The 11101-nt window shown below is 64.0% G+C and carries 11 protein-coding genes; 4 read left to right on the top strand and 7 right to left on the bottom strand.

Annotation, left to right across the window (positions count from 1 at the left end; translation table 11 throughout):
• Window positions 1-68 precede the first annotated feature (68 nt).
• From E8E95_RS23985 to E8E95_RS23970, 4 genes are all read right to left on the bottom strand, one after another.
• Window positions 69-548, bottom strand: a complete 480-nt coding sequence (locus E8E95_RS23985; RefSeq protein ID WP_280354429.1) for an acyl-CoA thioesterase — start codon at window positions 546-548, stop codon at window positions 69-71.
• A 107-nt stretch (window positions 549-655) separates the two neighbouring features.
• Window positions 656-1450, bottom strand: coding sequence for a transporter substrate-binding domain-containing protein (locus E8E95_RS23980; RefSeq protein WP_280354427.1), 795 nt, complete (start codon window positions 1448-1450; stop codon window positions 656-658).
• A gap of 104 nt (window positions 1451-1554) precedes the next feature.
• Window positions 1555-2922, bottom strand: a complete 1368-nt coding sequence (locus E8E95_RS23975) for a glutamine synthetase family protein (protein ID WP_280354426.1) — start codon at window positions 2920-2922, stop codon at window positions 1555-1557.
• Window positions 2923-2984: 62 nt separating this feature from the next.
• On the bottom strand, window positions 2985-4376 hold the full coding sequence (locus E8E95_RS23970; RefSeq protein WP_280354424.1) for an aspartate aminotransferase family protein: 1392 nt from the start codon (window positions 4374-4376) through the stop codon (window positions 2985-2987).
• Between the two features lie 271 nt (window positions 4377-4647).
• Here E8E95_RS23970 and E8E95_RS23965 point away from each other — a divergent pair, with 271 nt between their 5' ends.
• The gene (locus tag E8E95_RS23965; protein WP_280354422.1) at window positions 4648-5310 is read left to right on the top strand and encodes a GntR family transcriptional regulator; all 663 of its coding nucleotides are present in this window, start codon (window positions 4648-4650) and stop codon (window positions 5308-5310) included.
• A 218-nt stretch (window positions 5311-5528) separates the two neighbouring features.
• Window positions 5529-7289: a cation:proton antiporter gene (locus E8E95_RS23960; protein WP_280354421.1), complete on the top strand. Its 1761-nt coding sequence runs from the start codon at window positions 5529-5531 to the stop codon at window positions 7287-7289.
• 137 nt (window positions 7290-7426) lie between these two features.
• On the opposite strand, the gene E8E95_RS23955 is transcribed toward E8E95_RS23960, so the two are convergent.
• Complete coding sequence (locus E8E95_RS23955) at window positions 7427-7834, bottom strand: SMI1/KNR4 family protein (protein WP_077527465.1); 408 nt, start codon at window positions 7832-7834, stop codon at window positions 7427-7429.
• A 140-nt stretch (window positions 7835-7974) separates the two neighbouring features.
• Here E8E95_RS23955 and E8E95_RS23950 point away from each other — a divergent pair, with 140 nt between their 5' ends.
• Entirely contained in the window at window positions 7975-8451 is a 477-nt protein-coding gene (locus tag E8E95_RS23950) for a GNAT family N-acetyltransferase (RefSeq protein ID WP_280354420.1), read from the top strand.
• Window positions 8452-8688: 237 nt separating this feature from the next.
• Complete coding sequence (locus E8E95_RS23945) at window positions 8689-9153, top strand: YbaK/EbsC family protein (RefSeq protein ID WP_077527463.1); 465 nt, start codon at window positions 8689-8691, stop codon at window positions 9151-9153.
• Between the two features lie 187 nt (window positions 9154-9340).
• Here E8E95_RS23945 and E8E95_RS23940 read toward each other — a convergent pair whose 3' ends face one another.
• On the bottom strand, window positions 9341-10204 hold the full coding sequence (locus E8E95_RS23940; RefSeq protein ID WP_280354417.1) for a Tim44 domain-containing protein: 864 nt from the start codon (window positions 10202-10204) through the stop codon (window positions 9341-9343).
• A gap of 124 nt (window positions 10205-10328) precedes the next feature.
• The gene (locus E8E95_RS23935; RefSeq protein ID WP_280354415.1) at window positions 10329-10904 is read right to left on the bottom strand and encodes a TetR/AcrR family transcriptional regulator; all 576 of its coding nucleotides are present in this window, start codon (window positions 10902-10904) and stop codon (window positions 10329-10331) included.
• Between the last annotated feature and the right edge of the window lie 197 nt (window positions 10905-11101).

Here is an 11101-nt window from a genome sequence, read left to right as displayed (position 1 = left end):
GGCCTGGAGGTTGGTCTACACCTTATCCACAGGCCCTTCCACTGATTTTGGGGAACACAGGGGAAAAGTCAGCCTTCGCGCATTTCCCGGTAGCGCGCTTCCAGTTCCTGGCGAATCTGGCGGCGCTGCTTGGCCTGGGCGAAACGGCGTTTCTCGTCGGCGGTTTCTGGCTGCAATGGCGGGACCTGGGCGGGACGACGCTCGTCGTCCAGGGCCACCATGGTGAAGAAGCAGCTGTTGGTGTGGCGTACCGAGCGCTCGCGGATGTTCTCGGTGACCACCTTGATGCCGACTTCCATGGAGGTATTGCCGGTGAAATTCACCGAAGCGAGGAAGGTCACCAGTTCGCCCACGTGGATAGGTTCGCGGAAGATCACCTGGTCCACCGACAGGGTCACCACATAACGACCGGCATAGCGGCTGGCGCAGGCGTAGGCGACCTCATCGAGGTACTTGAGCAGGGTGCCGCCGTGGACGTTGCCGGAGAAGTTGGCCATATCCGGGGTCATGAGGACGGTCATCGACAGTTGTGCGGTTCCGGGTTCCATGCTGGCCTCGTCGGTTTTGGGGGGCTGTCAGGGATAGACGCGGGCGGGCGCCGGGGCGCCACAGTCGGCGGTCTGCCAATTCCAGGCCCGCCTGTGGATAACCGGTTTCAGGGGGCTTCGCTGGTCTGCTGGCAGGCGGGGTGCTCTTCCACCAGATCACTGGGGCCGCAGGCCAGGCCATGCTGTCGGCGGAGCTGCGCCAGCTCCTCGCTCTGCTCGACCAGGAAGCGGTCAAAGGCTTCCAGAAGTTCCGGGTACTTGAGGCTGCTGGCGTGGAAGGCCGTCCGCTCCAGCGGCAATTGCGGGTCCAGCAGCAGCCGGTCGCTGCCAAGGTTGGTGCTGGTTTCCAGGTAGTGGTGCAGCACTTCCGGATTGGCGTAGATGGCATCGATGCGCAAGCGCAGCAGCATGCGCACCAGGCCGCCGATGTCGCCGGCTTCCACTAGCTGCACCTGACCCTCATGCAAGCGCTCCTGCCAGGCTTCCGGGGTGAAGCCGCGCACCGTGCCGAGGCGGCGTACCGAATCGACGCCCCGTCCCAGGTGCTCGCGCAGTACCAGGGTGCCGTCGACGATGCGGATCACCGGGCGGCTGTAGTGCAGGCGCGCATCGCCCTTGAGCTGGCGCGACCATTCGGGGTTGTCGGGGAAGACCAGCATCAGCCGGTCGGTGGTTTGCAGGTTGCGGTGCAGGCGGTTGATCGGCAGGGGTTCCAGCTCCAGGGCCAGGCCCTGGCTGATGGCGAAGCGCTGGAGGACGGCGATGGCATAGCCTTCGGCGGGCTGGCCCGGAATCGCACGGTAATAGGGAAGGTAGTCCTGGCTTTCCAGGCCGATGCGCAATGACTCGGCCTGGCAGACGCCGATAGCCAGGAACAGCAGCGTGAGGATCGCAGCCTTCATCGGGCGGGCCAGAAAAGGTGGAGATGCTCTGAGCCTAGCAGCCGCACGGGGCGAGCGTCGGCGCCCGGACGGTTTGCCGGGCGCCGCCCAAACGCCCTTCGCCATCAGGCGTGGGTCAAGTACCAGCGCCAATCCTGCTCGCCGACTTCGCTGACGAACTGGCGGAACTCTTCCCACTTGATGGCGAGGAAGATTTTCAGGAAGTCCTCGCCCAGGGCTTCCTTGGCCCAGGCCGACTGCTCCAGGTTGCGTAGGGCGGTGAGCCAGTCCGTCGGCAAGGTTTCGCGTGCCTGCTCATAGCCGTTGCCAAGGATGGGTTCGCCCGGATCGATCTGTTCGCGAATGCCCTTGTGGATGCCGGCGAGAATCGCCGCAGCCGCCAGGTAGGGGTTGGCATCGGCGCCACAGATGCGGTGCTCGACGTGGCGGCTCTTGGCCGGTCCGCCGGGCACGCGGAAGGACACGGTGCGGTTGTTCACGCCCCAGCTCTTCGCCAGCGGCGCATAGCTGTTGGCCTGGAAGCGGCGGTAGGAGTTGGCGTTGGGGCAGAAGATCGCCAGCGTATCGTTCAGGGTCGCCATCATGCCGCCGATGGCATGGCGCAGCAGCGGGGTGCCGTGCGGATCGTCGCTGGCCATCAGGTTGTTGCCCTGCTCGTCGGCCAGGCTCACGTGCATGTGCAGGCCGCTGCCGGCGAGGTCGCCGAACGGTTTGGCCATGAAGCAGGCAACCAGCCCGTGCTTGTTGGCCACGCCTTTGACCAGGCGCTTGTAGCGAATGCCTTCGTCGACCGCGCGCAGGGCGTCGAAACGGTGCTCCAGGGTCAGCTCCAGCTGGCCGGGTGCGTATTCGGAGATCGCGGTACGGACTGGCAGACCCTGGGCTTCACAGGCGGCGTAAAGGTCATCGAGGAACGGCTGCAACTGTTCCAGTTCATAGACGCCGTAGACCTGCGGCGCTTGCGGGCGCACACCGTTCGCCTGCAGCGCTGGCTGCGGACGACCGTTGGCATCGCGCTGCTTGTCCAGCAGGTAGAACTCCAGCTCGACGGCCATCACCGGGTGGTAGCCGTCGGCCTTGAGGCGCTCGATGGCACGCGCCAGCACATGGCGCGGATCGCCCGGCGTGGCGGGTAGTCCTTGGGTCGGGTGCATGCTCACCTGCACCTGGGCGGTGGGTGTGGCGCGCCAGGGCTGCAGCGCCAGCGAGCCGGGGATCGGATAGGTCCAGCAGTCGGCATCGGCGACTTCCCACACCAGGCCGCTGGCCTCGACGTCTTCACCCTGGATGGTCAGGGAGAGAATGGAGCTGGGCAGCGGACGGCCGTTCTCGAAGATTGCCAGCAACTCGTCCCGGTGCAGCAGCTTGCCGCGCGGGATGCCGTTTGCGTCGATCAGCATCAGTTCGATGCTGCGGACTTCCGGATGTTGTTCAAGGAAGTCGCGGGCTTCCTGGGGATCGGCGAATTGCATCGTGGTGTCCTTCGTCGTGCTCCCCTCTCCCGCTCGCGGGAGAGGGGCCGGGGGAGAGGGTATTAAAGGCGTGCGCCGGGGATCGCCAGCAGCTCGCCGATGGCTTCGTCCAGGGTCGCGATGAGCCTGTCCACGTCGGCAGCGGTGGTCGCCGGGCAGCACAGGGTCATGTTGTGGAACGGCGTGATCAGGATGCCGCGGTTGATCAGGTAAAGGTGCAGGGCCATCTGCAGCTCATCGTGGAAGGCGGCTTCGGCTTCGGCGCCGGTGCGGGGCGATACCGGGCAGAACTGGAATTCGCTGCGTGCGCCCAGCTCGGTCACCGACCACTTCAGGTCGTACTTGGCGATCAGGCTGCGGAAGCCATCGGCCAGGCGCTTGGCAAGCGGCAGCATGTGGTCGTAGGCGGCCTGGGTCATCACCTGTTCGAGGTTGGCGCGCATGCAATGCATGGCCAGGGCGTTGGCGGAAAGGGTGGTACCCATGCCGCTGTGGCCGTGGCCATGGCTGTCTTCCTGGGCTTTCTTGCGCGAGGCGAGCATCCGCTCCGCCATGTCCGCGCTGCAACCGAAGATGCCGCAGGGCACGCCGCCGGCGATCGGTTTGCCGACCACGAAGAAGTCCGGATCGAGGTTCCACAGCTGGGTGCAGCCGCCGATGTTGGTGGAGATGGTGTGGGTCTCGTCGATGATCAGCAGGCTGCCGTACTTGCGGGTCAGTTCGCGGCACTTCTGCATGAAGCCCGGATCGGGCAGGACCATGCCGATGTTGGTCATCGCCGGCTCGCAGAGCAGGGCGCAGACATCGCCCTTGGCCAGCGCGGCTTCCAGCGCCTCGACGTCGTTGAAGGGAATGGAGCGGCTGTACTGGGTCAGGTCGTAGGCCTGGCCGACCAGGCCGGAGCGGGGCACGGTCTCACCATCGCGGTAGCGCACCATCACGTCGTCCACTGTGCCGTGGTAGCAGCCGTCGAACACCAGCAGGGTTTTGCGCTCGGTGATGGCGCGAGCCCAGCGCAGTACGTAGCGGTTGGAGTCGGTGGCGGTGGCGGTCACCTGCCAGAAGGGCAGTCCAAAGCGCTGGGCCAGCAGTTCACCGCAGACGACGGCGTCCTCGCCGGGCAGCATGGTGGTCAGGCCGTTGTTGGCCTGTTCGGCAATGGCGCGGGCGATCGGGTCCGGCGAGTGGCCGAACATGGTGCCGGTGTCGCCCAGGCAGAAGTCGACGTACTCGTGGCCGTCGACGTCATAGAAGCGGGCGCCCTTCGCGCGCTCGACGAACAACGGGCAGGGCGTGGACCAGTCGGCCATCCAGTGCATCGGCACGCCGGCATAGAGAGACTTGTGCGCGCGTTCGGCGAGGGCGACGGATTTCGGGTTGCGCTCGAGGAAACGGGCGCGCTCGCGGGCGGCAAAGGTTTCCACAGCCGCTTGGCTGATTCCACTGGCAGTCATGTTGAACACCTCGTTCGAATTTCTGCACATCGTGTTTTGTGATCACAATTCTGTCAAGGCTTGCTAAAAGAGCCCAAGAAATTTAACGTTTAACCATATTTGTGATCACAGGAATGAACGAAAGACTAGATGGAAACTGTCCATCCGGCCTGGCGACCCATCCTGATCAAACCCACCCACCCCAGAACAGAAGGCGACCCAAACCATGCGTAACTGCAGCCTGACCATGAACCAACTGCCGGCGCCGCCGGCCTGTGCATGGTGACAAGCCATGGCCGAGAACCTGCAGGAACAGCTTTACCAACGATTACGCGAGGGCCTGCTGGCAGGCCAGTTCAAACCCGGCGAGCGGCTGAAGATCCGCGATCTCGCCGCCGCCTGGGGCACGAGTCCAATGCCCGTACGCGCCGCTTTGCAGCGGCTGGTGGCAGAAGGCGCGCTCGAGGGCGAGCCACAGCGCTCGGTGCGCGTGCCGCCCATGACCCGCGAACGCTTCAAGCAGATCTTCCAGGTGCGCATGGCACTGGAAGGCATGGCCGTGGAAGCGGCCGCCCCACGATTGACCGCCGATGAGCTGGAAATCCTGCGGGTCTGCATGGAGCGCATGGACATCGCCATCGAGCAGCGCGATGTGCAGGGCTACCTGAACGACAATAGCCAGTTCCATCGGGTCCTGTACGGCGCCTGCGGCAATCCGATCTTGCTGCGGACCATCGAAAACCTCTGGCTGCAGGTCGGCCCGTTCTTCAATCGCCTGTTCACCGAAGCGGACCTTTCATTGCGGCTGAACGACTTCCACGAGGACGCCTTCAAGGCACTGCTGGAAGGTGACGGCAAGGCCGCGCGCTTCGCCATCGAGCAGGATCTTTCCTACTTCGGCCAGTTCCTCCTCAACCTGCTGGAACTGGACTTCGCCCAGGCCCGCAGCGGCTGATCCGCTCTTCTGCGAGAGCAGCCAGCCCTGCTCTCGTAGGTCGCTTCAGGCAAGTGTTACGGCATATTGCGCCGCCCTGGCGAGACATATCGCAGTGATAATCTGCGTCCGTTCCTTGCACCAACTTCCCTACTTCCTACATAGCTCCGTCGGAGCCGAGCGAGTTGCCCGCGCGCGGGACCGCTGTGCCGCGCATTGCAGAAAAGGAGTCGTCCGCCATGCATGCCATTGCTTTCATCCAGGATCTTGCCGTGATCATGCTGGTCGCGGGCATGGTGACCATCCTTTTCCACCGGTTCAAACAACCGGTGGTGCTGGGCTACATCGTTGCCGGCTTCATCATCGGGCCGCATACGCCACCCTTCGAGCTGATCCACGACGAGGAAACCATCAAGACCCTCGCCGAGCTCGGGGTGATCTTCCTGATGTTCTGCCTGGGGCTCGAGTTCAGCCTGGGCAAGCTGTTCAAGGTCGGTGCCACGGCCTTCATCGCCGCCTTCCTGGAAATCGTGCTGATGATCTGGATCGGCTACGAGATCGGCAGCTACTTCGGCTGGAGCACCATGGACTCGCTGTTCCTCGGCGCGATCCTGGCCATCTCGTCCACCACCATCATCGTCAAGGCGCTCAGCGACCTGAAGCTGAAGAACGAGCGCTTCGCCCAGCTCATCTTCGGCGTGCTGATCGTCGAAGACATCCTCGGTATCGGCATCATCGCGCTGCTCTCGGGCATCGCGGTGAGCGGCTCGGTGGAAACCGGCGAGGTGTTCGCCACCGTCGGCAAACTCAGTCTGTTCATGATCGTCGCGCTGGTCGTCGGCATCCTGCTGGTGCCGCGCCTGCTCGCGTATGTGGCGAAGTTCGAGAGCAACGAGATGCTCCTGGTGACCGTGCTGGGCCTGTGCTTCGGCTTCTGCCTGCTGGTGGTGAAGCTGGAATACAGCATGGTGCTGGGCGCCTTCCTGATCGGCGCGATCATGGCCGAATCGCGCCAGCTGGTGCAGATCGAGCGGCTGATCGAGCCGGTACGCGACATGTTCAGCGCGATCTTCTTCGTCGCCATCGGCCTGCTGATCGACCCCAAGGTGCTGGTCGAGTACGCCTGGCCCATCGTCGTCATCACCCTGGCGGTGGTACTGGGCAAGATGATCTCCTGCGGCCTCGGCGCCTTCATCGCTGGCAATGACGGTCGCACCTCGCTGCGGGTTGGCATGGGCCTGTCGCAGATCGGCGAGTTCTCGTTCATCATCGCCGCGCTCGGCATCACCCTGCAGGTCACCAGCGACTTCCTGTACCCCGTGGCGGTGGCCGTGTCGGCCATCACCACGCTGCTGACGCCCTACCTCATCCGCGCCGCCGACCCGCTCTCGATCAAGCTGGCCAAGGTCATGCCGGAGCCCCTGGTACGGGTCTTCGGTTTATATGGCGAATGGCTGCGCAGCATCCAGCCGCAGGGTCAGAGTGCGGTGCTGGCGGGGATGATCCGCAAGATCCTGCTGCAGGTGATGGTCAACCTGGCCCTCGTGGTGGCCATCTTCCTCGGCATCGCCTACTTCGCCGGCACCCTGGCCGAGTACCTGAGCACCTGGCTGACTTCTCCCAACCCGCAGAAGGCGCTGATCTGGGGCGGTGCGCTGTTGCTCTCGCTGCCTTTCCTGATCGCCGCTTACCGCAAGCTCAAGGCGCTTTCCATGCTGCTGGCGGAGATGGGCGTGAGCCCGGACAAGGCCGGGCGCCACACCGAGCGGGTGCGCAAGGTCATCGCCGAAGTGATCCCGTTGCTTTCGCTGCTGGGCATCATGCTGCTGCTGATGGCGCTGTCGGCGAGCATCCTGCCGACGCTGGAACTGCTGGTGCTGGTCGGCCTGCTGGCGGCGGGCGTCAGCGCACTGCTCTGGCGCTGGCTGATCCGCGTGCATTCACGGATGCAGATCGCCCTCATGGAGACCCTGGAGCAGAACCAGGACAACCATCATTGAGCGTCTACCTCTTAACGCGCTCGCGAGCTAGAGAAGAGCAAGGCGAAAATGGCTGAGGGCGCGGAGTTTACGTCTGTAAATGAGCAACCCGAAGCCATTCTCAACGCTGCTATTCCGACGCGCAGCAGCGCGTTCGCTCAGTTGGCTAGCCAGACGTCTCTCGCCCAGTGCCACACCGAGTCCCAGCTTTCGTCGGTGAGCTCGCCCTCGTCGCCGTCCCACAGGACGACTTCGCCTTCGCCGTCGACCAGGTAGTAGTCGCGGCCATCCTGGCAGAGGGGCACCAGGTCGCGCGGTACGCCAAGGTCCCAGGCGACGGCAGCGACTTCCGGCAGGTAGGTGTGGGATTGCGGGTCGGTGGCGGTCACCGGCTCCAGGCGGCCATAGACCACGTCGCTGACCTTGAGTAGGAACTCGCGCAACTCGAAGGGCAGGTTGATCAGCAACTGCTCCTCGATCTCCACCAGCAGTTCCTCGTCAGGAAGCTCCAGGGGAACCGGCACCGGCTCGTTGAGTTCGCGCAGCTGTTCGATGACTTCTTCCATGGCGGCAGGCCCTCATGCATTGGGATGCGCTTTATACAGTAGCCGCATGGGCGGGAAAATCGCAGGTTCGATAAACGAAGGTTCCACCAGACAGTTCGGCCCGCCCGCCTTATCCTCGATCTTTTGCCACGGAGCCCGTCATGGCGATCACCTGGACCTGCAAGCACCACAGCGAACTCGACGCCCACGAGGTCTATGCCTTCCTGGCGCTGCGTTGCCAGGTATTCGTGGTGGAGCAGAAATGCCCCTACCTGGATGTCGATGGCCAGGATCTCGAAGCCGATACCTGCCATGTGATGGCCTGGGAAGACGGGCAGTTGCTGGCGTACCTGCGCCTGCTGGACCCGTCGACCCAGGAGGGCGACGTGGTGATCGGGCGCGTGGTCAGCGCCGCCGAAGCACGCGGTCGCGGCCTAGGCCACGGGCTGATGGAGCGCGCCGTGACCGAGGCCGAAAAGCGCTGGCCGGGCATGCCGGTGTATCTTTCGGCGCAGGCGCACTTGCAGGGTTACTACGGCCGTTATGGCTTCTCTGCGGTGACCGAGGTTTATCTGGACGATGGCATTCCCCATGTCGGAATGCGCAAAAAACTACCTGCGTTGCCGATACGGCGTTAAAAACCGCCTCAGAATGCTCATTTACAGCTCGTAAACTCCGCTTCTTCGGCGGTTTTTGGCCTTGTCTCGGCTGCCTCGCCTACGTTTTTCAACACTTTTTAGTCCCAACGCTGCTTTGCAAGGTCAGGCTCAGCACCAACCGCTTTATTCCGTCCGGAATGAGGTAGCTAAACTTTGTGCACCATGCGGCTGCCTGGGGCAGCCGCCAACACCCTGGCTATCCACAGGAGGTGCATCATGCGAATGGCCGCAACCCTGCAGCGCAGCCTGGAAAGTACCCACACCCAATTCGACCTGGTGCCGCACCCTCACTCGGCCACCAGCCTGGAGTCGGCGCGCGTCGCCAATATCCCTGCCGAACGCCTGGCCAAGCCGGTGATCCTGGACGACCGCCAGGGCCACTTCCTCATGGCGGTGGTTCCCTCCAGCCGACACCTGGACGTGGGCAAGGTGCGCAAGGACTCGAGGATCTGGCAACTCACCCACGAAGCCGACCTGGCCCGTCTATTCACGGATTGCGAACTGGGCGCCGTACCGGCACTCGGCGAACCCTACGGCATGAACATGCTGGTGGACCCACAACTGACGCGGCAGAAGGACATCTACCTGGAGGCCGGCGACCACGAAAACCTCGTGCACATGCGTATGGATGACTACCTGAAGCTGGTGCCTCATGCGGAAGTCTGCGAGCTCTGCCACTAAGGGCCGTGGTTTGCTGCGCGTCAGGCTCGCGCAATCATGAAGAAGGTCCGGGGCATTCGACCGCCCATTCCGCCCCCCTTCTGGTTCCGCCGTTCCCTGGCGCGTCGGCGCTGGCGCAGGGGTGGTGGTCGCCATCAGTGAAAAGAAAAACCCGGGACAAGCCCGGGTTTTTTCATTGCAGCAGCGATCAGTTCTGGCGGATGCCCGCCACCAGCCAGGGCTGGTTGTCGCCATTCACACGCTCCATGCGCCAGCTTTCGCTGAACACCTCGCCCTGGTCGAAGCGCGAGGACTTGGAAACGCCGTTGAAGGTCAGGGTGGCGACGGTCTTGTCGGCCAACTCATCGATGCCGTCCAGTTGAACCTGGAGGTTGTCGATGTAGGTGGACTGGTAGGCATCACCCAGGCTGGCGCGCTCTTCCTTCAGGAAGCTCAGCATCTGCGGGGTGACGAACTCGGCGATCTTGTCCATCTCGGCCGCGTCCCAATGCTGTTGCAGGGCCATGAAGTGCTCGCGACCGGCTTCGATGAAGCGTTGCTCATTGAACCAACTCGGCGCGTTGAAGGCCGGTTGGGCAACCGGTGCGGCGCTGCCGAAGATCGACGGCTGCTGCTGCGGCATCTGCGGCATTTCGCGCTGGAACGGCGCATGGCCGCCGGCCATGGCAGGACGGCCCTGCTGCTGGGCGCGTTTGCGGGCGGCCAGGAAGCGGAAGATCAGGAAGGCGATCAGGCCGATGATCAGGAAGTCGAAGATCTGCATGCCGTCGAAGCCGTCGCCCATGAACATCGAGGCGAGCAGGCCACCGGCGGCGATGCCGGCCAGCGGGCCGAGCCAGCGGGAAGCACCGCTCGCGGCGGCGGCGGGTTTGCCGGCAGTGGCAGGGGCAGCGGCGTTAGGCGCTTGCTGGGCGGGGGCTGCCTGGCGGGTCTGGTGGGTCGGCGCGGAGCCGAAGGACTTGCCGCCACCCATACGCTTGGCGGCGTTGACATCCAGGCTCAGCGTCAGACCGACGCAGAGGGCCAGGGCAATACTGAGAAATCGGCGCATCAGAGGCTTCTCTTGGTTATGAATCTACGCGCGCCATGCTGCACAGTCAGTCGCGCGATAGCTAGGGGCAGAGTGTTTCGGGATTTTGTCATACAGCCCTGTCGGCCTTTTCCGGGCATGCCGTTCATCTGCGCAGTAGGAATACCAGCGGGCCGCAGCGCAACTGACGGCGCAACAGGGCGCGCAGGTCCGCTTCATCTTCAAGCGGATGACGCAGCCAGTGGAGGAAGGTGCGCAGGTAGGCCGCGGTGAGCAGGCTTTCCTCGGCGATGCGGCACAGGTGCAGGGTTTCCCGCTGTGCCGCCTCGCGCCACCACTGCACCGTCCGGCTGACGCGCAGCAGGCCCAGTACCTGAAGGTGGATATGGCCGGGCTCCAGCTTGTAGAGCAGCATCTGCCCGGTCACCGAACGGTGTGGGGCCAGTGCGTTGAGCCAGGCTATCAGCAGTTCCTCCAGGCGCCTTTCCGCACTCAGGGCCGCCAGGTCGCCGCCCTTGCTGCGATCCAGCAGGGCCTGGTCGGCGCGGTCGAACCAGGCCTCTACAAGGTCATCCTTCTGTTGATAGTGCTTGGCGATGGCATCGAGGCTGACACCGAGTTCGTTGGCCACCTCGAACAGGTGCAGCCGTTCCCAGCCACTGGTATCGGCCAGGTTCAGGGCGCAATCGAGTATCTGCTGGGCGCTGGGTGAGCGGGGCATGGACTTACCTCCGCAAGTGAGTATGGCCAAGCGAACGGCGGCGGCAGGGGCATCGGACGGGCGGAGGGTGATGCCGAAGGGGACGGCTGCTGCTCTTGTGGGGGCGAATTCATTCGCTAAGGGCAGCGCAGCTGCCCCTTGATCACCAAGGGCAGGCCTACGGCCTGCTCAGCGAATGAATTCGCCCCCACAGACAA

The organism is Pseudomonas sp. BN414 (assembly GCF_029871275.1).
In the GTDB taxonomy this organism is placed as follows: Bacteria; Pseudomonadota; Gammaproteobacteria; order Pseudomonadales; family Pseudomonadaceae; genus Metapseudomonas; species Metapseudomonas resinovorans_C.
Note: the sequence above shows the minus strand (reverse complement) of the source record. Positions and strands in the feature narration are given on the sequence as shown.

Bases quoted from the DNA above. Each gene is read 5' to 3' on its own strand.
- E8E95_RS23945 (WP_077527463.1), top strand. From the start codon at position 8,689: ATGCGAATGGCCGCAACCCTGCAGCGCAGCCTGGAAAGTACCCACACC.
- E8E95_RS23975 (WP_280354426.1), bottom strand. From the start codon at position 2,922: ATGCAATTCGCCGATCCCCAGGAAGCCCGCGACTTCCTTGAACAACAT.
- E8E95_RS23935 (WP_280354415.1), bottom strand. From the start codon at position 10,904: ATGCCCCGCTCACCCAGCGCCCAGCAGATACTCGATTGCGCCCTGAAC.
- E8E95_RS23940 (WP_280354417.1), bottom strand. From the start codon at position 10,204: ATGCGCCGATTTCTCAGTATTGCCCTGGCCCTCTGCGTCGGTCTGACG.
- E8E95_RS23980 (WP_280354427.1), bottom strand. From the start codon at position 1,450: ATGAAGGCTGCGATCCTCACGCTGCTGTTCCTGGCTATCGGCGTCTGC.
- E8E95_RS23965 (WP_280354422.1), top strand. From the start codon at position 4,648: ATGGCCGAGAACCTGCAGGAACAGCTTTACCAACGATTACGCGAGGGC.
- E8E95_RS23960 (WP_280354421.1), top strand. From the start codon at position 5,529: ATGCATGCCATTGCTTTCATCCAGGATCTTGCCGTGATCATGCTGGTC.
- E8E95_RS23970 (WP_280354424.1), bottom strand. From the start codon at position 4,376: ATGACTGCCAGTGGAATCAGCCAAGCGGCTGTGGAAACCTTTGCCGCC.
- E8E95_RS23955 (WP_077527465.1), bottom strand. From the start codon at position 7,834: ATGGAAGAAGTCATCGAACAGCTGCGCGAACTCAACGAGCCGGTGCCG.
- E8E95_RS23950 (WP_280354420.1), top strand. From the start codon at position 7,975: ATGGCGATCACCTGGACCTGCAAGCACCACAGCGAACTCGACGCCCAC.
- E8E95_RS23985 (WP_280354429.1), bottom strand. From the start codon at position 548: ATGGAACCCGGAACCGCACAACTGTCGATGACCGTCCTCATGACCCCG.